Below are 25,805 nucleotides of genomic sequence, written 5' to 3'. Positions count from 1 at the left end.
GAATTTGCCGTGAGCGAGTCCGCTTTGCGTCATAGCGCGACGGTTGACAAGCTTCGAGTGCGGGTGTACAACAATCGGGAAGCGATGGGCACTGCAGCGGCCAAGGCCGTTGCCAAGAAAATCAAGCAATTGCTGGCTTCGAAGACGGAGCTGCGGATGATCTTCGCCGCCGCTCCTTCGCAGAACGAGCTGCTGGCCGGCTTGACGGGCGACCCTTCTATCGATTGGTCGCGGATTTCGGCTTTTCATATGGACGAGTATATCGGTCTGCCGAAGGAAGCGCCGCAAGCGTTCGGCCGTTATTTGTCCGAGAGGCTGTTCGACCGGGTCGGGTTCAAGGCCGTTCATCTGATCGACAGCTCCGGCGGGATCGAGAGGGAATGCGAGAGATACGGGGAGCTCCTTCGCGAGGCGCCGATCGACATCGTCTGCCTGGGCATCGGGGAGAACGGGCATTTGGCCTTTAACGATCCTCCGGTCGCGGACTTCGGAGATTCGTATACGATCAAAGCGGTCGAACTGGACGAAGCCTGTCGCCGACAGCAGGTGAACGACGGCTGCTTCGCGGAGATCGGCGACGTGCCGACTCATGCGCTGACGCTGACGATTCCGATACTTCTGTCCGCTTCGCACCTCTATTGCATTGTGCCGGGTCCGACCAAGCGGGGGGCGGTTGAGCAAACGCTGAACGGCCCGATGACGGTCGAATGCCCGTCATCGGTGCTTCGGAGGCATACAGATTGTACGCTTTATTTGGACCTTGATTCCTACGGTGGGGCGCCGCAATGATAAGGGCGATCCACTATGCGACGGGCGAAGCGATCGAGATCCGGCTGAAGGGCGGCGTCATCACGGCCATAGAAGCCGTCCCCGAAGGCGGAGCGGACGCACCGGAGGAGCTGCCGATAGCCGCCCCCGGTTTGGTCGATCTGCAGATCAACGGCTACCAAGGGCGGGACTTCAACCAACTCCCGCTATCCGCCGCCTCCGTCTCCGAGTGTATTCGTCTGTTATGGGCGCAAGGGGTAACGGCCTGTTATCCGACGGTCATCACGAATGATGCCGATGCGATCGAACAAGCGATGGCGGCGATTGCGGACGCATGCGATAGCGACCCGTTGATGAACGGCTGCATCGCGGGCATCCATCTGGAGGGTCCGTTTATCTCCCCGGAGGACGGGGCGAGGGGAGCGCATGACCGCCGGCATGTCCGCCCGCCGGATTGGGAGCTGTTCAGCCGTTGGCAGCGAGCCTCGGGCGGCCGGATCAAGATCGTCACCCTATCGCCCGAATGGCCGGAGAGCCGGGAGTTTATTCGCCGCTGCGCGGCAAGCGGGGTCATCGCGTCCATCGGCCACACGTCGGCGACGTCGGAGCAAATCCGGGAAGCGGTCGAAGCCGGAGCGCGGATGTCGACACATCTGGGCAACGGGGCACACTTGATGCTGCCTCGCCATCCCAATTACCTATGGGAGCAATTGGCGGATGATCGCCTGTGGTGCTGCTTGATCGCCGACGGATTCCATCTGCCGGAGCAGTTTTTGAAGGTTGCGCTGAGAGTCAAGGGACATAAAGCGCTGCTCGTCAGCGATGCCGTGGCATTGGCGGGCATGGAGCCGGGAGGCTACGAGACGCCCGTAGGCGGCCGAGTCGTTCTGACGCCGGAAGGCAGGCTGCATTTGGCCGGCAATCCGTTGATGCTGGCCGGCTCGGCCTCGATGCTGACGGCCGGCGTCGCCCATCTGACGAACGGCGGTCTCGCCGAATGGCCGGAAGTCTGGAATATGGCATCGGTTCGCCCCGCCGCGCTGATGGGTCTGCCTTCCGCCTTCGGACTGACCCCCGGCGCCCCGGCCGATCTGGTACTGCTTCGCCGTTCGCTTGACGGACGCGCGGAAATCGAGCATACGTTCAAATCCGGCGTAAGAGTGTATTGAGCCCTCGGGGGCTGTCTCATAAGAATGGTCTCCCCGTATCCGCCGCCGGCCCGCCGAGGCACATTTTTGGCCCCCCACACCCCCCCAGAAGATACATGCACTTTTTCTTGAGCGATCATCTTGTACGACCCTACTTATGAGACAGCCTCTTGTTTTTCTGCGCTCAAATCCATTTGCAAAAGTCGCATAGCTTCCTCATAATTTGGAAAAGGTAGATTAGTAGAAAGATTCCCTATTCCTTATGGCAGGAGCTTGTGTCGATGCTGGATTTTTACTTGTTTCCGATTTCCTATGCGTTCTATACGTTTCCGATCGCGGCGGCGCTGTTCACGCTGCCTTTTCTGATCGTGCAATACCGGCGTCACGGGTACATCCATAAATACAGAGCGTTGATTCTGTATTTGTTTTTGCTGTATCTGATGAACGCCTTTTACCTGATTATTCTGCCCCTTCCCGAATCGATCCACAACTCCCCGCCGAAGGCGGAATCGTATGCGCAGTGGATTCCGTTCCATTTTGTCACGGATATTGTCAGGGAAACCGCGGTGAGGCTGGCCAGTCCCAGCACCTATATTCATCTGCTGAAGGAGAGAGCCTTCCTCCAGGTCGTATTCAACGTGCTGCTGACGGTTCCGTTCGGCATGTTCATGCGGCATTATTTTCGCACGCGCTGGGCGGTTTGTCTGCTGTGCACGTTTGGGCTGTCGCTGTTTTTCGAAATTACTCAGGTTACCGGAATTTACGGGATTTATGACTACCCGTACCGCTTGTTCGACGTCGATGATCTGATGATGAATGCGCTGGGGGGAATGATCGGCTTCGTGTTTGCCGAGTGGCTCGGCAGGTGGCTGCCTCGGATCGACAAGCTGGACGAGCATACGAACCTGTCCCAGAAACGGGTCTCCTACACACAGAGGGGGATCGCCTTCCTGTTTGATTGGGCCATTCTGCTTCCGCCCTTTGCCGTGCTGTCCGTTGTGCACGTGCCCTATTCCTACGTTCTAATTGTCGTCTCGTACTTTATTGTGCTTCCTTATATGACCAACGGGTTGACGGCGGGAAAGTGGCTGGTGCGGATTCGGCTGAAGGGTCAAGGGGACCGGATCTCCTTGCGGGAGCTGACAGCGAGGTACGGACTCCTCTACTTATTGGCGGGAGGAGCCAACGTCGCGTTTATTCGGTCGGGCGTACATGCGATCTCGCCGATCCTCATGATGCTGTTCGCGCTAGTTCTGTTCATTTTCAACCTGGCGATTGCCATTCATTTCTTGCGCTGCCTCTTCAATCGGAACCGCCGATTGATATATGAGGAGAAGAGCGGCACATACCATATCATAACGGCCAAAAGCGAGCAGGCCCGGACAACCCCCTAATGAGGCGTCCGAGCCGCGGAAGGTTCTATTCCTTCACCGAGCCCATCACGATTCCATGGATAAAAAAGCGCTGGAGGAACGGGTAAACGATCAAAATCGGCAGCGATGCCAAGATGATCTGCGCCGAGATCGCGGACCGGTTCGTCAGCGAAGCCATGACCGAATTCTGGTCGGCGTTCACCAGATTGCGGGAAGCAAGCACGACGTGCAAATAAGTTTGCAGCGGATAGTTCGACGTCTGATTCATGTAGATCAGCCCGTCGAACCAGGAGTTCCAGTGGCCGACCACGCTGAACAGAGTAACGGTCGCGATGACAGGCAGCGACAGCGGCACATAGATCCGCGTCATGATCGCCCATTGCGACGCTCCGTCGACGAGACAGGCTTCCTCAAGCTCTTTGGGCAGCTGCCGCATGAAGTTGATCATCAGAATGACGTTGAACACGGGAACGGCCCCGGGAAGAACAAGCGCCCAGATCGTATCGATAAGATGCAGCTCGTTGATTACCATGTACGCCGGAATGAGTCCGCCGCTGAACAGCATCGTGAAGACAAGCGCCCAGATGTAGATGCTGCGGCTTCGGAAGTAGCTGCTTTCCTTGGATAGCGGGTAAGCCATCATAACGGTCAGCAGAAAATTGATCAAGCCGCCCAGCAGCACCCGCGTCGTCGACACGCCGAATGCGTCCCAAAATTTGTCCAGCCGCAAAATGCTGACATACGAGTTGAAGTTGAATTCGATCGGGAGCAATCCGACGATGTATTGATTGGCCGGCCCCTCCCCGCTCAAGGAGACCATGGCGATGTGCCAGATCGGAACGAGACAGAGCAGAGACACGGCGGCCAGCAAGACGTAATTCAAGAGGTCGAAAGCCTGGAAGCGGTGCAGGCGTATTCTCATATAGCGTCGCTCCGTCCTTTAGAAAATGCGGTAATTCGCATAGCGGTAAGCCAGCCGATACGAGGTGACGATCAGCGCGAACCCGATTATCGATTTCATCAGTCCGATAGCCGTGGCGAGCCCGTATTGCGCCTGAATGAGACCCATGCGATAAATATAAGTGTCGATAATATCCGCGGTGCCGATGACCATCGGATTGTACAGGTTGAAAATCTGGTCGAAGCCGGCGTTGAGCACGTTGCCGAGGCTTAAGGTAGACATCAGTACGACGACGGGCAGGATGCCGGGCAGCGTAATGTAGACGACCCGCTGCCAGCGGCTCGCTCCATCGATTGAGGCCGCCTCGTACAGCGCGGGATTAATACCCGTCAAAGCCGCCAAATAAACAATTGTCGAGAAGCCGAATTCCTTCCAGACGTCGGTAACGATCAGCATGACTCTGAACCATGTTTCATCTCCGAAGAAGAAGATCGGGTCGAGGCCAAGCGAGGCCGCGATCTGATTAAATACGCCTCCGTTAATGGAGAGGACGTCGATCAGAATGCCGCCGAGAATGACCCAGGATAGAAAATGGGGCAAATAGACGAGGCTTTGCACCGTGCGTTTGAACCACACGATGCGGGCCTCGTTAAGCAGCAGCGCGAATGAGATCGGGACGACCAGTCCGGCTACGATTTTCATCAGAGAAATTTCAACCGTATTGCGTACGGTTTGCATCGTATCCGGAAGCTCGAACAGGAAGCGTACATGCTCCAATCCGACCCATTCCGATTTGAAGAAGCCTTGCATCGGATTAAACTCCTGGAAAGCGATAACGATGCCGATCATCGGCAGATAGGCGAACAAGAGCAGAATCAGCATGCCCGGCGCCAGCAGCAGATGGAAGAATGTCCGGTCTTTCCTCGTAATTTTCATGTTTCCGTACCTCCGCCAGAGAGGCGCGGAACTTGCCTGTCAGGCGAAGCTCCGCGCTTTGACCCTGTTACTTGGATGCCGCCCAGGCGTTGACTTCCTCCGTGATGTTCTCACCGCCAAGCTGGTTCCACTGCTTGACGAACTTATCGAATTCGTCGATGCCCGCATTGCCCATAATAATCTTCGTAAACGTCTCCGACTCGATCTTGTTCAGATTGGCGAGCCGCTTGACCATCGTGTCCGTCGGCGCTCCGAGGAACGCTTGATGGACGTAATTTTCTCCGTATTGCTCCAGCACCGATTCGGATTCGGACAAGTACTTCATGAACGCCCAGCCGTTCGGCTCGTTGTTCTTATACGCTTCCCACTTCCATTGTCCGTCCGGATGAGTAACGAGCGAGCCATCGTCCTTTTCCAAGGCTGCTTTGAACTGTTTGCCGATGACCATGTTTTTGCCCGGATCGTCGAAGAAGTAAGGCTTGGCGTATTGGTGAATTTCCTTGCCTTTGTATTTCTCGCTGCCTTGAATTTCTTTGTAGAACAGATCGTTGTACTTGCCGCCTTCAATCCACATTTCCGCCCATAAATTCATCGATTTAATGAGTGCTTCCGGGTGTTCCATATCCTTGCGGGCGACCATCCAGTTGTAGACGTTTGTCGCTCGCTTCGGCACGACGGTGCCGTCCGCTCCGACAGGAATCGGGTAAGCCTTCCAATCGGAATTCGGCGTATGAGTCATCGTCGTAGATAGCGGATATAGCGGCTGCCAGAAAGCTCCGAAGTAGATGCCGCCCTTGCCCGCGCCGATATCGTCGGCCGTCTTGCCCCAATCCTTGGCTCCGAATTCGGGATCGATCGCCTTCGTCTTATAGAGCTCCTGCAGCTTGGCTAGAGCGTCCTTCATCTCCGGCTGAACGCTGCCATAGGCCAGCTTGCCGGAGCTATCCTTGATCCAGAGGCCTTTGTATGCCTTGAAGGCGGCCGATATGCCGTCGAAGCCCATGCCCAGCGCATTATCCAGCGCAATGCCGTACGTGTCCGGTTTGCCGTTGCCATCGGGATCCTGCTGAGCGAAGGCGGTAGCGACATTCACCAGCTCGTCGATCGTCTTCGGCGCCTGGAGTTTCAGCTTATCCAGCCAGTCTTGACGAATGTACATGATCGCTACGTTCTCGTAATAGTCGACCGGAACGGGCATTCCGAAGATTTTGCCGTTCAGGCTCGCAGCTTCAAAGCCTTCTCCGCCGCCGTATTCCATCGCCTTGCGCAGCAGGGGAGAAGCGTACTTCTCGTAAACCTCGGTCAGGTCGGCCAACTGATCCTGCTTGATCATGCGGTGCAACTGGTTCAGATCGACCTTGGAGATGTCGGGAAGATTGTTGGTGTTGATGGACAGGTTCATCTTCTCGACGGTCTGGGAAGCGTCGGACACCCACTTGTTCACGAACTGAATACCGAGGATATCTTTGTAGGTGCGAGTCATGATGTTGTCGTTGATGCTCTCGCCGTCCGCGAACAGCACGTTCGTGCCCGTCGAGCTGACGACCGACACCTCGATCGGAGGATCGTATTTGCCGAACGGATCCTCATTCGTTTGTTGCGATTGCTCCGCGCTTGGGGAAGCGCTTCCGGTTTGCGCCGCCGCGGACGGCTCTGTGGACGCACCGTTCTCCTTCTGCGAGCATGCGGTCGAGAATACGAGCAGGAATGCCAGAGATGCCGTTGCCATGCCGCGAATCTTTTGTCCTTTCATACCGTTACCTCCATTGTGTTTTGTGGAATGGTTGTGACCCCGTCTAACGGAAAGATGACCGTAAACACGTCGATGTGTTTATGGTCATCATTATAGAAGGCGGGGAGTCTATTCTTTTAAGGAGTTGAAGTATACTTTCCAAAGGTCGTTCTCAGCGTGCTCTGAGCAACGCCCGGTCCATCGCCGCAAGAATTGCATCGGCGTCTCCCTTGCCCGCAAGCCAGTCCTGAAGGCCGGTACACAGCGCTTCCGCGACGCCCACCGGCCAAGCCTGGTTGCTGAACGGAACGGACCGTCCGTTGCGCATGAGCGACGTATATTCGGCGAACTCGGCTATGCCTAATTCTTCTCCCGCAAACATCGGAAACACGCGGTATTGCCGCTTGAACTCCTCGTACAGGGGAGTAGAAGGATCAAACTGGTAAGCCAGCGCGTCCAGCGTCTCCGGCAGATTGCGGGTATTTTTGCTGATGACCGTTCCTCCGGCGGGCCCTACGGATAGGAACAAAGGCTCTCCCGGAGCGTTGCCCGGTAAGGGCATGAAGTCTCGTTCGAATGAGGAGCGGTCCGATACGGTTAAGCTGTCGTAATCCCAGTTGCCTCCAAAGACGATAGCCGCGCGCCCGTCGTTAAACCAAGCAGCCGCTTGCGCCGCCCCGGTCTCCAAGGAATCGGGAGCGATATAGCCTTGGTCGTACAGCAGCTTGTACATGTGCAGTACGTCGCGCCATTTCGATCCGGCGAATGTTGCTGTACCTTCCAGAAGACGTTTGTCGAAGTCGGGATCCTCGGGATAGACCACCGACGCCGCCAGCGGGTACAGTCCGAATTGCAGGAACCACCAGTCTTTACCCGGCATGACGATCGGCGTTACTCCTTCGCGTTTCAGTGTTTCGCACAGCTCAAGAAATCCGTTCCAGTCCTGCGGCCATTCTCGGTAGCCATGCTGTTCTAGCATGTCCTTGTTGTACCAGGCTCCCATCATGCTGAAGCCTTTGGGGAGACCGTATACCCGGCCGTTCACGGTAAACCCTTCGAGAGCTTCGGGAGAGAAGGAATCTAGAATATCCATGCCGGTAAGGTCCTGCAAGTACCCGGCTCTGACAAGCTCCTCCAGCTGCCGCATCGGCCACCATTCGAAGAAATCGGGGCCTTCGCCGGCGGAAAGCTGCATGAGCATAGATTTGGTATAGGCGTCTTCGGGCAGCATTTCCGTCTTGATGCGAATGTCCGGATAGCGTTCTTCAACCAAATTTGGAAACGCTTGCATGACGTAGCGGTTATGATCCCTGCCGTCGGAAGCTACACCCATATGCATATATTTCAAAGTTACGGGGTCCGGCGTCGGTTGTACCGCGGCGAAGGGCCTTGCACAGCCCGAAACGACGATCAGCGCCAGAAGTAAAGGGGGACCCATCCGTCTTATTCGCTTCATCGTGTCACCTCGGCCCAGTTGAAGTATGCTACTATTATAAATAAAAACGCGATCTCGGAGAAGATGCGAATGAAGTTTGCTTGGGGACTCAAAAATCGTTTGCTCGTCGCGCTCTTGCTGCTGTCTCTGATTCCGATCGCGATCGTCGTTGTCGTGACGAACCGGAATTACGGCGCCCTCGTAGAGAATCAGGTGCGGGAAGTGTCCATGAACCTGCTGGACCGTTCCTCCTTGAGGATGACGAACCGCCTGGAGGAGATCGGCCGCGTATCCGCTTATTTGGCCTACCAGCAAATGTCCGATACCGATACGATTTTGTCGTTTCTCGGCCAACATGCGGAGAACGGGAGCGTCGACACATACGACCGGCTGAGTCATACTCGCGAGTTCAAAAAGGCGACGGAAAGCTTGCTGCTGAATCACGACTATATTGAGGGGTTGTACGTTTTCGCGGAAGACGGCACGGTGTTCGCCAATACGAAGGGCTCCGAGCTTAAGCCCGACTATGTTCCCCTTTCCTCGGCGTGGTATCGGGACACGATTCGCACTCAGGGCAAGATGATCGTCGGAGAGGTTCAGCAGCAGGATTTCCTGCTGTCCGGCAATCCGTCTATCGCCTTCTCGCGGGCGCTGTACGAGCCGTCGACGAACCGAAGAATCGGCGTGCTGCTTATCAATTGCAGTCTGAGCCTGTTCGACGAATTGAGCGAGGGGATGCTGGCGGAGCAGCGGATCTACTTGCTCAACGGAATCGGCAATCGGCTGTACGGCGAAGGCGAGCTGGATGAGGAATGGGCGGCGTCGGCCGTCGGCATCGGCAGCCGGGTAGATTCCAGGACCAATATGCTTGTTCTTCATAATACATTTTCGGAATACGACTGGCACATGGTCATCGCGGTTTCGCTTGATGCGGTCACCGGAGAGATTCGCGACACCTCGCGCTTTGCCTTGTGGCTGGGGATCATCTGGGCGGTTCTAGCCGTCGGTTTGTCGCTATGGATCGCGAACGCCTTCTCCAAGCCGGTGAACCGGATGGCACAGATGATGAAGCGTTATCCGACAGGTCATCTGCCCCCGAGGCAGGAGCGGTACGAACGAAGAACGGACGAAGTCGGCATTTTGTATAATCGTTATTTTACGATGCTGCAGGAGATCGATACATTAATCCGGGAAAAATATCACAATCAATTTATCGCCATGTCCTCCAAAATGAAGGCGCTTGAGGCCCAGATCAACTCGCACTTCCTGTTCAACACGCTGGCCACGATGAACAGTATCGCCGTGCTGGAGGAAGTGCACAGCCTCTCTGTCATGTCCAAGGCGCTCGGCGACATGTTCCGCTACAGCATCAAAATCAACCGCGATCTGGTTGCGCTGAGCGAGGAGCTTGGCCACGTTCACAACTATATGACGATCCAATCGTTCCGCTACGGCGATAAAATACGTCTGGAAACGGACATCCCTAAGGAACTGGAAGAGTGTAAAGTACTGAAGCTGATTCTTCAACCGATCGTAGAGAATGCGGTGTACCACGGGATCGAGAAAAAGAAAGGTTACGGCACGGTAAGTATCCGGGCCTGGGAGCAGGAGGACGGCATTCGCGTGGAGGTGCGAGACGACGGGGTCGGCATTCCGGCGGACAGGCTGGAGGAGGTGCGGGCCATGCTTGGTCGTACGGCCGAGTTCGAGGAGCTGAATCCTGGGACGAACGACGTTCGATCCATCGGGCTGTACAATGTTCATGCGCGAATCGCGCTGTACTACGGGCCCGACTACGGGATAGAGGTAGACAGCGAGGAGCACCGGGGAACGGCCGTGCTGATCCGGCTGCCCGGGCCGGAGTCTGGCGTCGGCAGGCTCCCCGCAGAGCGAAGCGGCTCATCCGATCACTTTCCGAAAGGGGCATCATAGCTATGTACAGATATGTGGTCATCGACGATGAGATGCTTATTCGCAAAGCGATCATTAAAAAAATTTCCTCCCTCGAGCTGCCGCTGGCCTGGGTCGGAGAAGCCGAGGACGGGGAGGAGGGGCTGATGCTGGTCGAGCGGGAGAAACCCGACATCGTCCTGACCGATATGCGCATGCCGGTGATGGACGGCGTTCAGTTTCTTCAAGCCGTTACCGAGAGACGCTCGGAAGCGCAGCTTATCGTCATTAGCGGCTATTCGGATTTCGAATACACGAGAGAGGCAATCGTCTCCAGCGCGGCGGGTTACATTCTGAAGCCTTTTGACGACGGCGAGCTGCGTCAGGCGTTGACGAAGGCGATCGAACGGATCGAGCAGACCCGTCTGAGCCGAAGAAACGCGACGGGCATCGAATTGGAGCTTGATCTTGTACGCTTCGCAACCTGGCTGTGCCGGAATTCCGACGACGAGACGTCTTTGCGTATGGAAGCCTATTCGTCCGAGCCCATGCGGCGTCTGCTATCGGCAGGCTCTGTCGCAGCTGCCGTCGCGATTGGCTCTGTCGCGGCTGCCGTTCGGGTGCCGGAAGGCTGTGTTCGGTTTCTCCACCCGGACATGCCTGGCACGATTGTTCTCGTCTGCTCGGACATTTCTGTCGGAAGGCAAGCGGCCTCCTCCAAGCTGTATGCCTGCTTAGCGGGTGAAGAGGGCGTCGTTGCCGCCATTAGCAGCGAGTGCTCGTCCGTCCAAGCTCTGCCCAGAGCCTATCGCGAGGCGGTGTCACTGCTAGAAAGCTTGCCATTTGGAAGAACGGCAGGCATCCAACGAGCGGAGGTGGGGCGGGGAGATGGCGGGAAGGAAGCGGATGGAGGAGCGGAATGGCGCTGGTCCAGTGTCGAAGATTTCCTCTATGAACTGGAGGAGGGCAACGAAGCACAGGCGCTTCGTCTTGCAGGGGAGCTGTTCGCCGAATTCCGCAGCATGGAGGTTTTTACGATGCGGCGGGTCAGGAAGATCTGCCGGACGCTATACCATCGCATCGTCGAGCACTTGGGCGAGGTGCATCGGATCACTCCGGATTCCGGTCTGGAGACGCTGTCTCTGCTGAGCTACGAGCCGGATGCCCAAGCATTGGAGAGGCACTTCCTGCAGCTCGTGCGCGACACGGTCGCCCAAGTGCCGAGCCGAACGGCCAAAGGGGCGGAGCTGGCGCAGCAGATCAAGCACTATATCGATCGCCATTTCGCCCAACAGCTGACGCTGGAGGAGGTGGCGGATCGCTTTTTCCTTCATCCGGTCTACTTGAGCGTCATGTTCAAGGAGAAGACGGGAGAGACGTTTCAGGACTACTTGCGCCGAATTCGCATGGAGCGGGCTAAGCATCTGTTGCTTACAACCAAATATCGGGTCGACCGCATTTCGGTCATGATCGGATACGAGAATACGAAGTATTTTTATAAAGTGTTTAAGAAGGAGACGGGCTTCACTCCGGCGGATTTTCGCCAGCGTCAGGTTGAGGGGTGAGGGAAAAGCCGCACAATCTCTTACGGTCGGGGGAACCTTAAGAGGCCAGTTTCGGGCAAAGTAGCCCGCTCTAACGGTCCGGCAGACCGTAAGAAGCCAGATATGGGCGGAGTAGCTTGCTCTAACGGTCCGGCAGACCGTAAGAAGCCAGTTATGGGCGGCGTAGCCCGCTCTAACGGTTCGGCAGACCGTAAGAAGCCAGATATGAGCGGAGTAGCTTGCTCTAACGGTCCGGCAGACCGTAAGAGGCCAGATATGGGCGGCGTAGCCCGCTCTAACGGTCCGGCAGACCGTAAGAAGCCAGATATGGGCGGAGTAGCTCGCTCTAACGGTCCGGCAGACCGTAAGAAGCCAGTTTCGGGCAAAGTAGCCCGCTCTAACGGCCCTGCTGGAGCTAGATTAAAAAGTAGACAACTCTCACAAGCGAGGGTAGATAATGAAGACAACAAGAAAAAGAGGTGTCTGGCTTGGGTAACAAGAGACAGCGTTACAGCGAAGAATTTAAAGAGCAAGTCGTTCGTTACATTCAGGAGCAGACGAAGACACTGTCACAGATCTCAGAAGAATTTAAAGTGCCAGAAGGTACGATACGCCAATGGCAGACGAGGTTCCGCAAGGTTGAGAATGAGCCGCTCGTAGATCGCGAAACGATACGTCAAAGGGATCGTCAGTTGCAGGAACAAGAGCGCACTATCAAGGATCTCAAAGAGGAGATCGCCATTCTAAAAAAGGCTATGCACATCTTCGGCAAAGAAAAAAACTGAGGTTCCAGTTCATCGAAAATCATCGCTCCGAGTTTCGAATGGAGAAGATGTGCGAATTATTGGATGTATCCCAGAGCGGCTATTACAAGTGGTGCCAAGAAAAAACGAATGAAAACAACTACCAAAAGCGCCGCTATGCCCTATTGGAACGGATTACATGGCTATTTTTAGACGCCGACAAACGTTACGGCAGCCCCACTATCACCAAGCTTCTCCGACAGGAGGGCTGGATCGTCTCTGAGCGTACGGTGGGTAAGCTGATGCACGAGAACGAGCTGCGCTCGCGCCCGGCCAAAGCCCCCCCACCTTAAGCCTCAATAGCGAACGAGAAGCTCATCCAGAAGCTCGGTCAGCTTCTCGGGGTCCATTTTGCGCGAGAGGTAGGCGTGGCGTCCGTCCGTATCCGGGAGCCAGCGGTTGGCGCCGCTCTCGGTATCCACCTCAATCGTGCCGCGGACGATGTCCCAGTAGTCGGCGGCTCCTTCCGCAGCGTACAACACGGCCGTCAGATCCCAGCTCTCGCGAATGCCGCCTTCGCCGCCGTACCAGGCGTTGTAGCTTCGTCTCACCGGATGGTCGGCAGGGGCATCAATGTGAAGCCGGCGTCCGGTGCGGATTTCCGCTCCGATCTCGTAGCCGGTAAAGGTAATGTCGGTCGGCCAGTGCTTTGTCACGTAGGCGGCTGCTTGAGGGTGCATCTCAAAATTCCACTCTTTGCCCTCGGGGAACAACCCTCCCATAATGACCAGATGCTTGGCCTTGCGCGCGACCAGCTCTCTTCCATTCAAGTCCGAATGCCGGTCGGGCTCGGATTGCAGCAAATGCATAAAGTTGACCAGCGGTCCGATCGCCACGAACACGATCGAGCCGTCTTCCGCCGCGGCGAGAAGCTCGCGCGTCAGCTCCGTCGCATCGGGGGCCATCTCTCCATGCTCGTAGCGGTTCGGATACTGCTGCGCGACGAGCTTGTTGTACTTGCCGAACACGTCGTCATCGTCGAGAAAACCGGGCAAGCGCCGCAAAGTGCCGACCGGAATGTCCCCCCGCCCGTAATAAACGTTAAGCGCATCGAGACAACCCGCGCCCCAACGGCTGGCCGTGCAATGCGTCATGCCGACGATGCGGGCTCGACCCGACTTCTCCAACGCGTGCAGCACGGCAACGGCTCCGGCATCGTCGCAATCGGGACCGATGTCGGTGTCCAGCAGAATCGGCACGGGCGTGTCCGAAGGCTGGTAAATCAGCTTTTCACTCCTGCTCATAGCGTAATCCCCCTTTGATGAGTTTCCAGAAATCTTTCCAATTCCTCGCGCGTAGGCATGGCCGACTGGGCCCCCACCTGCCGCACCGACAGCGCCCCTACGGCGTTACCGATGCGCACCGCATCCTCGACATCCAGCCCCGAAGCCAACGCGTAGGCGAACCCGGCGTTAAAGGAATCCCCGGCTCCCGTCGTATCGACCGCCTGCACAGGGAAAGCCTCGATATGCGTCATCTCCGCTTCTCGAATCCAATAAGCGCCTTCTTCTCCGGCTTTGGCGACGATCGTCCCGACTCCTTTGCGCAGCAGGGAACCGGCGGCTTCCTTCAACTGGTAAACGTAGCGCTCCTGTCTGCCGGCATAGTAGCGGATTTCCGTTTCGTTAGGCGTCATATAATCGATATAGCGAAAAATAGCGTCCGGCAATAACGAAGCGGGAGCCGGATCGAGCACGATCGTTTTTCCGGCCTGCTTCAAGCGTTTGACTGCATAAGCGACCGTCCCGATCGGGATCTCCAACTGGAACAGAAAAATATCCGAATGGACGAGTTCCTCCCACATGGCATCGATATCGGAGGGCTGCAGGAGACCGTTGGCTCCCGCCGAGACGACGATCTGATTTTCTCCCTGCCGGTCGACCCAGATCATGGCCGTTCCCGTCGCGGCTCCTTTTTCAACGCTGATTCCGCTGACGTCGACTCCGTTCATGCGCAGATGACGGATGTAATCGTGCCCATGAATGTCGTCCCCGACTTTGCCCGCCATTTTCACCCTGGCGCCCAGCCGGCCCAGAGCGATCGCTTGATTGCCTCCTTTGCCGCCGAAGAAAACGGAATAACCGTCTGCGGTCAGCGTTTCGCCCGGCTGCGGGAACCGTTCGACGGCCGCGACTATGTCCAAGTTCAAGCTTCCGATTACGCATATGGATTTCATGAGTACTGTCACGCTCTTTCTCTGTAAAATGGGCCTCTTGGCGTTCATAGCCTCATTATAGAAGAGAGCGGGTCTACTATTTTAAGGATTTCCGGTACACTTTTTGCGTCGCGCATGAAAAAAAGGAGCCTCTCGGCTCCTTGCGATTCTTCCTCATTTTCTAAGCAGCAGATAAGCGAAGTACGGCACTCCGATCAGCGACACGATGATGCCTGCGGGCAAGCCGGCAGGATCGACAAGATTGCGTCCGATCGTATCCGCTAACAACAGCAGCCACCCGCCCAGCAGAACGGCCACGGGGATAAAAAACTGGTTGCGCGGACCGACCAGCGCCTTGGCAATGTGCGGAGCCATCAAACCAATGAACGCGATGCCGCCGGTGACCGACACGGCCGCTGCGGCGGAAGCGACGGCTGCCAGCAGAAGCACGATGCGCTCTCGCTCCAGCCGCAGCCCCACGCCGATGGCCGACGAGTCGCTTAGTCCGAGCAGGTTCAGCCGAACCGACTTGAACAAAGTGAACGGGATGAGCAGGACGAGCCACGGAAGCAGCGCCCATACGAACGGCCAGTCCGTGCCCCAAATGTTGCCGGCAAGCCACTTGGCGATGAAGTCGACCTTCTGCCGGTCCGTGGAGGAGATCAGCACGATCATCATCCCGGACAGGGCCAAGGAGAAGCCGACGCCGACAAGCACGAGCCGGATCGGATCAAGACCTCGCGAGCGACTGTAGGAGAATGCGTAAATAAGAATCGCGGTAATGACCGCGGATAAGAAGGCTACCAGCGGCAGCATATAGACGAACGAACCGACGTCGATCGGGGAGTACAGGAAGAAGAGGGCGACGCCGATGCCTGCCCCCGAGTTGATCCCGATCACGCCCGGATCGGCCAGCTCGTTGCGGGTAACGCTCTGCAGAATAGAACCGGACAGCGCCAGCGCCATTCCGGCTAGCAGGGTGATCGCGACGCGCGGCATTCGAAGAGAAAATACGACGAAATGTTCCTTAAACGTTCCTTGTCCGAACAGAGTGGGAAGCAATCGGTCGAAGGATACGGATGAGCGTCCGATCCCCATGCCGATAGCGGCTGTAACGGCGATGAGCGCCGCGCCGATCAGCAGAATGCGAATCAGCCTGCGGACGGGATGCGTAGAAGCGGTCATGAGAGAGCTTTGCCTCCTTTGCGTACGACGAACAAGAAGAAGGGCAAGCCCAACATCGCAACGACGGCGACCACGGGTGTCTCGTACGGGGAATTAAGCGTGCGGCCGATCGTATCGGCAAGCAGCATGAACGAAGCTCCCGCGAATACCGAAAAGGGAAGAATGTAGCGGTAGTCCGTGCCTACGAATCTGCGAACGATATGCGGGATCATAAGCCCGACGAACGCCATATTGCCGACGAGCGCGACAGAGGCGCCGGTTAGCAGGACGATCAGGACGAACATGATCGCTTTGATCTGCACGAGCTTCTGCCCGAGGCCGGTGGCGACTTCGTCGCTTAGGCTGAGCAGCGTCACTTGGTTGGACATAAACAAGGTCACGATGAGAGCGACGAGAATAACCGGAGCAATTGCCTGAAGCTGCCCCCACGTCGTGCCGACTAAACCTCCCGCCGTCCACATGGAAACGTCCTTGGATATTTTGAATAGAAGTCCAAGGCCGTCCGCAATAGCGTACAAGAAGGCAGAGACCGCTGCTCCGGCCAGCACGAGGCGAATCGGGGACAGGCTGCCCCGCCGCATAGAGCCGAGCGTGATAACGAGAGCGGCCCCGCAGGCGGCTCCGATAAAACAGGCTGTCATAATCCCGAAGTAGTTCAAGCCGGGGATGAACGCAATGCCGACCGCCAGCGCGAGATAGGCGCCTGAAGACAGTCCGAGCAGACCGGGATCGGCCAACGGATTGCGAGTAACTCCCTGCATAACGGCGCCGGACACGGCGAAGGCTGAGCCGACGAGAATCGCGCCGACCTCTCGGGGAATGCGGATTTCACGCAGCATGAGCGCTTTATCTCCCATATCGCGGCCGGTGATCGCATGCCACAAATCGGGATAGGTCGTATCCGCAGCGCCGAATAGCAATGAGACCGCGAAGCACAGAACAAAAAAGACGATGCTGCCCCCAAGCTTGTAGGCGAATGCGGACGTATGCGTTTTGGTCATCGGTCTCTCATCCTTTGTTTATCCCAAGAAGCTCTTGATAAAGAAATCTAGCTGGAAGTCCAGCGTCAGCGGATCGTTGAAGTAAAACTCCTCGGCGTTGACCTCGAATACTCGGTTGTTCTTAACCGCCGGAATGTTCTTGTATGTCTCCGTTTCCGTGAACGACAAGTCCGAACCCGGGAACTTGCTGAAAATGATATAGTCGCCCGCGAATTCGGGCACGACCTCGGACGAGAGCGCATAATAGCCTTCTTTCAGCGCTGTGTCTTTGACCTTCTGCGGCATGGCGAGCTTCATCTCCTGGAAGAGAATTTCGGTTCCCCGTCCCCAGTTGTCGCCGTATACGTAAATTTGCTTATCGAATGCTTCGATGACCGATACGGTCGCCTCCGCTCCGATCTTCGCCTTAATGTCCTCGCCGGCTTTGGCCGCGCGGACTTTGAAGTCGTCCACCCATGCTTTGGCTTCGGCTTCTTTGTTCAGCAGCTTTCCAATTTCGAGCTGCTGCGTCAAATAGTCGACCTTGCCGTAGGTGTAAGTGACGGTAGGGGCGATTTCCTTCAGCTTGTCGACGTTCTTGATGTCCGAGAGACCGATGATCAGATCGGGCTCCAGCTCGATGATCTTCTCCAGATCCTCGTCGGTAACCGCTTCGACGTTGTTAAGCGTGGCGTCGAAGCGGGGGTTTTTCTTGGACCATTCGTCTACGCCGACAAGCGTCACGCCAAGCGACATAACGTTGCCCGCGAACGAGGACAGCACGATGACGCGCTGCGGGTTAGCGGGAACATCGATGGGGCCGTTTTCGGATTGGTAAGTAATCGTTCCCGATTCGACAGGAGCCGAGTCGGAAGGAGAAGCGGATGCGGACTCCGACGGGGCGACGGAGGACGGCTGCGCGGAAGGGCTGGATGAACTTCCCGACTCGGCTGCTTTGCCTCCGCATGCGCTAATAACAAGCATCAAGGCTACTGCCAACGGAACGAACATTTTTTTCATCGAATGGATCTCTCCCTTTTCTATGACAAATTTCTTCGGAACATAAGGGGTATGAGCTACAACCTATTCCTAGTATAGCTCAGTCTTAAATTGAGAATGATTCTCATAATCACAAAAGACATTGTAAGACGAAGGTTATCCGATGTCAATAGGGGGGATATGGAAAATGTCATACGGGGCTGCAGAAGAGGGTCATACAAAAGGCGCGTTTGGCCTGTTTTGGCAGCTTTCGAAGCACACTTCACGTCATCCAAGCATTCATGTTTGCCCTGCCCTGTATCCTCGTTTGCATCGATGTTTCCTCCTATGACGGATCGGGCCATAAATTTTGAAACTTCTCATTAACCCTTCCGGTCGATAAGCTTGTTGTGACGCGGGTACGCAGGATCGAGGAGTGTCGGTCAGCTTGTCGGCTTGCGCCTGAGCTGCTGGAAACATTCGGATTGGACCGGGAAAAGCCGGATAGCTACAATAGAGCATGTAACGTGAGAGCAAGGCTGTACGGACAATTTTGCAATCGTTTCCAATCCAAGCGAAAAATAGAGAAATGGAAGGGGGGCTTCGGGTGTTCGGGAAGCTTCGTTTCTTCCGCAGCATGAGCTATCAAACCAAGCTGCTGACCGTCACTTTGTTTCTCAGTCTGTTTCCGGTCTTGCTTCTGGGCTATGCATCCTCTTATTTGTCGGTCCGAAGCGTTCAGGAGGAAGTGGACAACAACCACCGAATCATTCTCGAGCAAATCGAGTATCAGTTGAACGCCTTTCTTTCCGATCTGAAGGTGTCCACCTTGCAAATATCCGAGGATTTGATTGTGCGCGATTCTTTTCTGGCCGGCATCTCCCATAGCGCCTTCCGTCCTACGATGAGCATGATCGATACGTTGAAAAAATATCGGAGCGTGACCCGAATTCCGTTCGGCGTCACGCTTCTGTATCCGAACCATCGCCAGGCCTATTCTACGCAAACCGGTTTGTCGGGAATCGATGCCCGGTACTACAGCTCGATTATGAAAGTGATCGACCCCGGCTACATGGGAATTACGATCATTTCGCCCTATACGTACGAGAATCAAAAAGACCTGCTGATCCTCAAGCCGGTATCGATCGAGAACGCGATTGACGGCATCGTGGTCCTGCATGTGGATATTACCAAGTTTTATGAATATCTTCGCCGGATCGACATCGGCAGCACGGTCGTACTGGTCGTGGACGGACAAGGACGTATCGTACTCAGCCCGCACGCGGAAGAGATTGGAGCGCGGCTATCGAGCACTTCAAGTCTATATGCGTACTGGACCAGTCCGGAAGCGACCTCCGGGATTTCCGAGCTTCGGGGAGAAAAGTACAGCGTAACGTCGTTTAAGTCCGACCAGAACGCATGGACGTACGTGGCCATGACGCCGAGCCGGGAGTTGAACGCCAAAGCCTGGAAAATGGAGCGTCTGACCTGGACGATGGTGGCGGTAATCGTCGCCGTATGGGGATGCATCGCGTTCGTGGGCTACCTCCGCATGTATTCTCCGATCCGGCGAATCTCCATGAAGCTGACGCCTGTGGCGGGGACCAAGAAAGACAGCGTCCGCATTATCGATTCGTACGTCAGCGACATGCTGGAGACGAACCAGCGGCTCAGCGGCCAACTGCTGGAGCAGCTGCCGCTGATGCAGGAAAGCGTAATTCTCCAATTGCTCCACGACAATCTGTCCGAGTCCGAATTGCTGGAACGAATGAAGCAATTGGATATGGCTTTTCAAGGAGAATGGTTTTTCACGGGGATTGTCGAGATCGATTCGCTGCACGAATTCATGCAAATGTACAAGCAGAAAGACCGAACCTCAATGCTGAACGAACTGCAGGCGATGCTTCGCGGAGTATTCGAAGCGAACTATACATGCATTACAGTCAATCCTCAGCCGGGCCGGATCGCTTTTATCGTATTGACGGGAAGGACGGATACGGCTACGGAGGAGGCGATTGGAGCTATCGGCTCGGAAATCCGCCGAAAGACGCGCGAGCAGTTCAAGTTTACCGTCACGGCTGCGATTGCGCCGCCTGTCCGTTATTTGCACGAAATCGGCAGGAGCTACCAATTGGCGCAGGAATACTTGGGCTTTCGGCATCTGCTCGGCAGCGACGTGACGATTACCCGCAAGGATGTCGTGCAGTCGGACCGGATACAGCCGGCCGACCGGATTACGGCGAAATGGTACAAGCGGATTCTGACCAGCATGTCGGAGGGAGACATCGCGCTGGCCGAGAAGCAGTTCAACCAGATGTTCGCCGCGCTGCCCGGACATCTGCCCGACTTCAGGATGATCAAGGGAATTCTGACTTACTTCCTGGAGGAGATCGATCAGCTGGTGTGCGATGTGCAAGGGCTGACGCTTCAGGATCTGCTCGGCTGGAACCCGTACACGGAGCTGTATCAGCAGAATTCCCTGGGCAGCGCGCATAAGTGGTTCGCCAATCGCTTCTTTCCAACGATCAAACAGCATATTGACCGGATGACGAAGGACAAAAGCCGCCGGATTGCCGACGAAACCTTGAAGTATATCCATGAGCATTACGATCAGGATTTTTCTCTGCAGCAGCTTGCGGGAGAGTTCGGAGTGTCTTCCTCGCAGCTCAGTCGTTTCTTCAAGCAGGCGATGAACGTCAATTTCGTCGACTACGTCGTCCATTTCCGGATTTCGAAAGCGAAGGAATGGCTGGTGTATACGGAGATGTCGATCAAGGAAATTTCCGACAAGCTTAGATATACGACCAGCCAGAACTTCACCCGCGTGTTCAAGCAGATTACGGGCGTCCCTCCGGGCAAATACAGAAACGATTACAGACTGCATGGCGGACAGCCAGTCAAGAAAGAAGAAGAGGAAGAGGATAAGGATCTGCAATGAAGTGCAGCCTTATCCTTTTTTGTACCGATGTTTCGTGTTTTGCGCGCCGTGGCAGGCAAATATAGAGACTTTCGCGTTGGAATTGGGGGGCGCTATAGTCGGTCTATACGAGATAGAAGGGAGGGTAACGGGTTGAAAAGAGCGGGACGGGCGCTGGCCGCCCCAGGTTCGATGAAATCGCTTGGCCGGGAAATCGCGAGGAACAAGTATATCTATTTGATATTGCTTCCCGGCCTGCTGTATTACGCGGTGTTCAACTATGCGCCGATGTACGGCATCCAGCTCGCGTTCAAGGATTTTCGGGCAAGCGCGGGCATTTGGGGAAGCCCTTTCGTGGGGCTGAAGCATTACGAGTATATTTTTCAGGATCAGGATTTTTGGCGGGCGTTCAAAAATACGATCATCATCAGCTTCAGCCGGATTTTGTTTCAATTCCCGGTGCCGATCGTACTGGCGCTGCTGCTGAACGAGTTAAGGGAAGGAAAATACAAAAAGACGCTGCAAACGATTTTTACGTTCCCGAACTTTCTTTCCTGGGTTATCGTTTCGGGCATGGTGCTGAACGTTTTCGGATCTGAAGGCGCTGTCAATCATTTTCTGTCCTTGTTCGGCGTGTCTGAGCAGATGTTTATGGCCAACCAGGATTTGTTTCGTCCGCTGATTTACATTTCGGATATCTGGAAAAGCGCAGGCTGGACGGCGATCATCTACCTGGCTACGATCGCCTCGATCAGTCCGGAGCTGTACGAGGCCTCTTACATGGACGGGGCCAACCGTTTCCAGCGGATGTTGTATATCACCTGGCCGGGCATCCGCTCCGCCGTTGTATTGATGCTGCTGCTGTCCGTCGGCAATACGATGAACGCGGGCTTCGATCAGATTTTCAATATGTACAATCCCGCCGTTTTGCCGGTAAGCGACATTCTGGACACGTATATTTACAGAATTACCTTCCAGACGTCCGGGGACTTCGGATTCAGCACCGCTGTCGGATTGTTCAAATCGCTTATTAACTTCGTGCTGCTGATTGTGTTCGATCGTCTGGCCAAGGCGGTCGGCGAACGAGGCATTTTCTGACGATAAGGAGGTACGAAAGTGAACGATACGCCATTGTCCGGCGGGCAGGTCAGAAAAATCAACTGGTTCTACATCCTGAACATCGTGGTATTAAGCCTGTGGGCGTTGACCATTCTATATCCGTTCTACAATGCGATTCTTATTTCGCTGGTGTCGCAGAAGGAATATATGATGACGCCGTTTATGCTGTTTCCCAAAAATATAACGTTCGACGCGTATACCTATATTTTCAACAGCTCGCGCATCTATCACGGGTATCGGAATACGCTGCTCATTTTACTGATCGGCGTTCCCTTCAATATGCTGACAACCGCCTTCACTGCTTATGCGCTGTCGCGGGACCGCTTTCCGGGAAAGAAAGCCATTACGGCGCTTGTCGTGTTCACGATGTACTTCAGCGGAGGACTGATCCCGCTGTACTTGTTGGTCAGGGATCTCGGTCTGATGAACAGCCTGGCTTCCGTTATCCTTGTATACGGAGCCAATACGTTCTATCTGCTGCTTATGCGCAGCTACTTCCTGGAAATCCCCGCAGCGCTGGAGGAATCGGCCAAAATCGACGGGGCCAACGATCTGGTCATTCTGCTGCGGATTATGTTGCCGCTGGCTTTGCCGATCGTCGCGACGGTTACCCTGTTCTTCTCGGTCGACCGCTGGAACGAATGGTTCAACGCGATGCTGTTCCTTCGAGAAGGAGAGAAATGGCCGCTGCAGCTGGTGCTTAGAAGCATCGTCATGTCCACGATCGACGATATCGGAAGCCGCAACGTTTCCATTCGCAAGACGGTGTTCGAGGACGGCGTGAAGATGGCGGCCGTGTTTATTACGATGGCACCCATCATGTTCACGTATCCTTTCTTACAGAAGTACTTCATAAAGGGAATTTTGATCGGGTCGGTCAAATCGTGAGTCCGAGAGACAAAAACACTAGGAGGCAACATCGATGAAGAGTTACAGGAAATGGGCTGTGATGTGCTGCGCGGTTACCGCATTCGCCGCGATCTTGTCAGCGTGTTCGTCCGACAAGCCGAACGCGTCGTCATCCCCTTCGGCGACGGGAACGCCGACGTCTTCCGGCAGTTCGGGCAACGGGAACGCCGCGGGCAAATTCGAGAAAAGGATTACGTTCTCCGCAACGTCCGTCGATTTGAGCGACGACGGAAACTATATGAACGACGAAATTTACAAGGCTTTCGACGCCAAGTTTAATTTCGAGTACAAGCTCATTCCGCTTAGCTGGGATAATTGGGTCGAACGCGACCGGATCTGGATCAACTCCGGGGATATGCCCGACATGATGTTCTGGAACTTCGATTTTAAGGACTATGTCAATTTCTCCAAGCAAGGACTGATCAAGCCTCTGCCGGCCGATTACGAGCGGAAATATCCGAATCTGGCCAGCGCCATGGCCAAGACGGGCCTTTCGGATTACCTGAAGACGCTTGACCCGGAAGGCAGGGTCTATATGGTTCCGAACGTCATCTACAATACGCCGGTGACGGAGACGACCGACCTCGTGCTGGACGCGAAGGTGCTGTATTATCGCAAGGATTGGGCGCAGCAAGCGGGCATTCAGCTCGGCGACACCGTCACGGCGGAGCAAATCGCCGAGCTCGGCAACGCATTCGTCCAGCAAGATTCGGGCGGCAACGGAGCGGGACGCACGATCGGGCTCTCGTCTCAACCGTACCAGCTTTACAGCGCTTTCGTTCAGACGCACAACTCCTATTACAACCAGTTTCACAAAGTCGACAGCGGTCAATATGTATGGGGAAGCGCGGAGGATTCCACGTTCGAAGGAATCAAGAGCTTCGCCCAATATTTCAAACAGGGATTCATCGATAAGGATTACTACACGTTCAAGAGCAAGGAGCATTACGACAAATTCGATACCGGCATCAGCGGCATGTTCATCGATGGGGCTTCTGCGGCGAATGTCAACGAAAGATACCAAGCGTTCGCGAAAGCCAATCCCGGCGCGAATCCGGAGGAAGCGATCGGACTCGCGACCATTGTTGGGCCCGACGGCAAATTCCACGGTCAGCAAAATATTCTGAACTACTGGGCGGGAGAAGTGTTTAATCCGAAGATTGACGACGAGACATTCGACCGGATCTTGTCGATTCTCGACTACATCGCGACGGATGAAGGACAGCGCCTGATCTTTGCCGGCGTAGAAGGCAAGGACTACAAGATGGAAGGAGATAAGCTGGTCATTACCCGGGAGAAGGACGAACAAGGCAACTTCAAGTATATGGGCGACTTGTACCCTTCCTATTACTTCTTCTACACGAAGATCGTGCTGCCCGACGACTGGTCGGCCCGCGACCCTTCCTTGGCGGACGGCGTAAGGGACACGGCGGTCAAGATGTTCCGAGTAAAAGAGAAGATTACGGACTTGATTCCGCCGGATTACGACGTCATGTTCTTGTCCGCTCCGAACAAGGACAAATTTAATATTTCGATCGACGACGCGATCACGCAGATGATTCTGGAGAAAAAAGATATCGATACGCAATGGGCGGATTGGAAAAAATCCGTACAACCTAAAGTCGATGCCGTGCTTAAGGAAATCAACGGTGCGCTTGCGAAATAAACCGAGAAAGGTTGAGGATGACTCTATGCTTCCGTCTTACCCCATACTGCGAGGCCAACTACAGGGCGTTATCTCGAACAAGCAGCAGCAAGGCCACCAAGTCGAAGGGCTGCTGGACCGTCTGGCGGCTCTGCCGGACAGCTACGACGCATTGGCGGAATTCGCCGCGCAGCTCGTCAAGCTCCCTCTTCGCGAGGATTGGCCCTACTCGGAGCCGAGCGATCTGGACAAGATCCGGGCCGAATCGGATCCGTCGCGCCCCATGGAAATCGGTTCATTGACGGAGACCGAGCGAGCGGCTCGCGCGGAGACGGCATTTCTATCGTCTTTGTGCGGCTGCATGCTGGGCAAGCCGATCGAAGAATATCCGTTCGCCACGCTGGACGATGTCCGCCAAGCGCTGGAGGAGATCGGCGAATGGCCGCTGAACGATTATATTTCCGAACGCATGCTGGACGTCTATGGCCGCCGCAACATCTCGTGGACGGAGACCGTCCGCGAGCGAATTGCCTTCGTCGCGCCGGACGACGACATTACGTATACGATCATGGGCATGCTACTGCTGGAAAAACACGGAACCGGTTTCTCCAAGGATGACATCCGTAAGCTGTGGCTCGACTATTTGCCGATCCATCAAACCTGGGGACCGGAGCGGGGCATGCTGCTGAAGGCGGGGCTCGAATCCTTGCAGCCTCAGCCGGAGCTGAACGTCGAAGATTGGCCCGATTTCCTGAACCCCGGCGAAGAGTTATGCGGTGCGCTTATTAGGGCCGACGCCTACGGCTATGCCTGCTTGGGCAAGCCGGAGCTGGCCGCCGAATTGGCCTGGCGGGACGCCAGCTGGACGCACCGGCGCACGGGCATCTACGGGACGATGTTCGTCGCGGCGGCGATCGCGGCAGCGCCGGTCGTATCCGATCGTCTCGGTATTTTCGAGACGGCCCTCAAGTTCGTGCCGCAGCGGAGCCGGTTCTACAAAATCGCCGCGGATTCGCTGGAGGAAATCGGCCGGGCGACCGACTGGACAGACGGTTATTACCGAGTTCATAACAAATACAAGGAATATTCGGCCTGCTGCGTTTATCAGGAAATCGGGACGCTGATTAATACGCTGCGCTTTGCAGAGAGCATCGGGGACGGCATCTGCAAGCAGGTTAGCCAGGGCAACGATACGGATAGCTTCGGCGCGACGGCCGGATCGATTCTGGGCGCTTATTTCGGGCCCGACGGGCTGGATCAACGCTGGCTGGCGCCTTTTGGCGACAAAATTATCACGAGCATGGGTACGTTCACGGAAGGATCGATCGCACGGCTAGCGAAGCGCATGGCGGCTTTACCAAAACTTATTCAAGGATAAGAGATGGGG

21 protein-coding genes are annotated in these 25,805 nt (G+C 55.6%); 12 read left to right on the top strand and 9 right to left on the bottom strand.

The features are described from left to right. Nucleotides 1-84 precede the first annotated feature (84 nt). The 3 genes from J4772_RS34880 to J4772_RS34870 all read left to right on the top strand — a co-directional run bounded on the left by J4772_RS34880 (nt 85) and on the right by J4772_RS34870 (nt 3,310). Nucleotides 85-789 (top strand): glucosamine-6-phosphate deaminase, encoded by a 705-nt coding sequence (locus J4772_RS34880; protein ID WP_209077623.1) that lies wholly within the window; start codon nt 85-87, stop codon nt 787-789. Further along, complete coding sequence (locus J4772_RS34875; protein ID WP_209073388.1) at nt 786-1,937, top strand: N-acetylglucosamine-6-phosphate deacetylase; 1,152 nt, start codon at nt 786-788, stop codon at nt 1,935-1,937. Before J4772_RS34880 ends, J4772_RS34875 begins: the two co-directional genes overlap by 4 nt. A gap of 260 nt (nt 1,938-2,197) precedes the next feature. Then, complete coding sequence (locus tag J4772_RS34870) at nt 2,198-3,310, top strand: VanZ family protein (RefSeq protein WP_209073387.1); 1,113 nt, start codon at nt 2,198-2,200, stop codon at nt 3,308-3,310. Nucleotides 3,311-3,335: 25 nt separating this feature from the next. Here the strand turns inward: J4772_RS34870 and J4772_RS34865 are convergent, their stop codons facing one another. The 4 genes from J4772_RS34865 to J4772_RS34850 all read right to left on the bottom strand — a co-directional run bounded on the left by J4772_RS34865 (nt 3,336) and on the right by J4772_RS34850 (nt 8,314). Next, the gene (locus tag J4772_RS34865; RefSeq protein WP_116064736.1) at nt 3,336-4,211 is read right to left on the bottom strand and encodes a carbohydrate ABC transporter permease; all 876 of its coding nucleotides are present in this window, start codon (nt 4,209-4,211) and stop codon (nt 3,336-3,338) included. 18 nt (nt 4,212-4,229) lie between these two features. Further along, nucleotides 4,230-5,126 carry an ABC transporter permease gene (locus J4772_RS34860; RefSeq protein ID WP_116064737.1) on the bottom strand — a complete coding sequence of 299 codons (897 nt, stop codon included), beginning with the start codon at nt 5,124-5,126 and terminating at the stop codon, nt 4,230-4,232. Nucleotides 5,127-5,193: 67 nt separating this feature from the next. Continuing rightward, a complete protein-coding gene (locus J4772_RS34855; RefSeq protein WP_209073386.1) occupies nt 5,194-6,879 on the bottom strand; it encodes an extracellular solute-binding protein in 1,686 nt (561 codons plus the stop codon). Nucleotides 6,880-7,030: 151 nt separating this feature from the next. Next, entirely contained in the window at nt 7,031-8,314 is a 1,284-nt protein-coding gene (locus J4772_RS34850; protein ID WP_209073385.1) for an ABC transporter substrate-binding protein, read from the bottom strand. A gap of 69 nt (nt 8,315-8,383) precedes the next feature. Between J4772_RS34850 and J4772_RS34845 the strand changes: the two genes are divergently transcribed. The 4 genes from J4772_RS34845 to J4772_RS34830 all read left to right on the top strand — a co-directional run bounded on the left by J4772_RS34845 (nt 8,384) and on the right by J4772_RS34830 (nt 12,823). Continuing rightward, entirely contained in the window at nt 8,384-10,225 is a 1,842-nt protein-coding gene (locus J4772_RS34845; protein ID WP_209073384.1) for a cache domain-containing sensor histidine kinase, read from the top strand. Nucleotides 10,226-10,227: 2 nt separating this feature from the next. Next, on the top strand, nt 10,228-11,748 hold the full coding sequence (locus J4772_RS34840; RefSeq protein WP_209073383.1) for a response regulator transcription factor: 1,521 nt from the start codon (nt 10,228-10,230) through the stop codon (nt 11,746-11,748). A 467-nt stretch (nt 11,749-12,215) separates the two neighbouring features. After that, nucleotides 12,216-12,512: a transposase gene (locus tag J4772_RS34835; protein WP_209073382.1), complete on the top strand. Its 297-nt coding sequence runs from the start codon at nt 12,216-12,218 to the stop codon at nt 12,510-12,512. 38 nt (nt 12,513-12,550) lie between these two features. Then, nucleotides 12,551-12,823, top strand: coding sequence for an IS3 family transposase (locus J4772_RS34830; protein WP_209073381.1), 273 nt, complete (start codon nt 12,551-12,553; stop codon nt 12,821-12,823). A 3-nt stretch (nt 12,824-12,826) separates the two neighbouring features. Here the strand turns inward: J4772_RS34830 and J4772_RS34825 are convergent, their stop codons facing one another. The 5 genes from J4772_RS34825 to J4772_RS34805 form a co-directional block, all read right to left on the bottom strand. Further along, nucleotides 12,827-13,774 (bottom strand): nucleoside hydrolase, encoded by a 948-nt coding sequence (locus tag J4772_RS34825; RefSeq protein WP_209073380.1) that lies wholly within the window; start codon nt 13,772-13,774, stop codon nt 12,827-12,829. Next, a complete protein-coding gene (gene rbsK, locus J4772_RS34820; protein ID WP_116064743.1) occupies nt 13,771-14,706 on the bottom strand; it encodes a ribokinase in 936 nt (311 codons plus the stop codon). Before rbsK ends, J4772_RS34825 begins: the two co-directional genes overlap by 4 nt. A gap of 153 nt (nt 14,707-14,859) precedes the next feature. Further along, entirely contained in the window at nt 14,860-15,870 is a 1,011-nt protein-coding gene (locus J4772_RS34815; protein WP_116064744.1) for a FecCD family ABC transporter permease, read from the bottom strand. Beyond that, entirely contained in the window at nt 15,867-16,871 is a 1,005-nt protein-coding gene (locus J4772_RS34810; RefSeq protein ID WP_209073378.1) for a FecCD family ABC transporter permease, read from the bottom strand. Before J4772_RS34810 ends, J4772_RS34815 begins: the two co-directional genes overlap by 4 nt. An 18-nt stretch (nt 16,872-16,889) precedes the next feature. Continuing rightward, entirely contained in the window at nt 16,890-17,870 is a 981-nt protein-coding gene (locus tag J4772_RS34805) for an iron-hydroxamate ABC transporter substrate-binding protein (protein ID WP_209073377.1), read from the bottom strand. 565 nt (nt 17,871-18,435) lie between these two features. On the opposite strand from J4772_RS34805, the gene J4772_RS34800 reads away from it, so the two are divergent. The 5 genes from J4772_RS34800 (at nt 18,436) to J4772_RS34780 (ending at nt 25,796) form a co-directional block, all read left to right on the top strand. Then, nucleotides 18,436-20,766, top strand: a complete 2,331-nt coding sequence (locus J4772_RS34800) for an AraC family transcriptional regulator (protein WP_209073376.1) — start codon at nt 18,436-18,438, stop codon at nt 20,764-20,766. A gap of 132 nt (nt 20,767-20,898) precedes the next feature. Then, nucleotides 20,899-21,843 (top strand): ABC transporter permease, encoded by a 945-nt coding sequence (locus J4772_RS34795; protein ID WP_247740934.1) that lies wholly within the window; start codon nt 20,899-20,901, stop codon nt 21,841-21,843. A gap of 18 nt (nt 21,844-21,861) precedes the next feature. Continuing rightward, nucleotides 21,862-22,752 (top strand): carbohydrate ABC transporter permease, encoded by an 891-nt coding sequence (locus J4772_RS34790; protein WP_209073375.1) that lies wholly within the window; start codon nt 21,862-21,864, stop codon nt 22,750-22,752. Nucleotides 22,753-22,786: 34 nt separating this feature from the next. After that, nucleotides 22,787-24,439, top strand: a complete 1,653-nt coding sequence (locus J4772_RS34785) for a type 2 periplasmic-binding domain-containing protein (RefSeq protein WP_209073374.1) — start codon at nt 22,787-22,789, stop codon at nt 24,437-24,439. A gap of 25 nt (nt 24,440-24,464) precedes the next feature. Beyond that, nucleotides 24,465-25,796, top strand: a complete 1,332-nt coding sequence (locus J4772_RS34780; protein WP_209073373.1) for an ADP-ribosylglycohydrolase family protein — start codon at nt 24,465-24,467, stop codon at nt 25,794-25,796. Nucleotides 25,797-25,805: the final 9 nt, after the last annotated feature.

It is taken from the genome of Cohnella sp. LGH (assembly GCF_017671885.1).
GTDB lineage: Bacteria > Bacillota > Bacilli > Paenibacillales > Paenibacillaceae > Cohnella > Cohnella phaseoli.
Note: the sequence above shows the minus strand (reverse complement) of the source record. Positions and strands in the feature narration are given on the sequence as shown.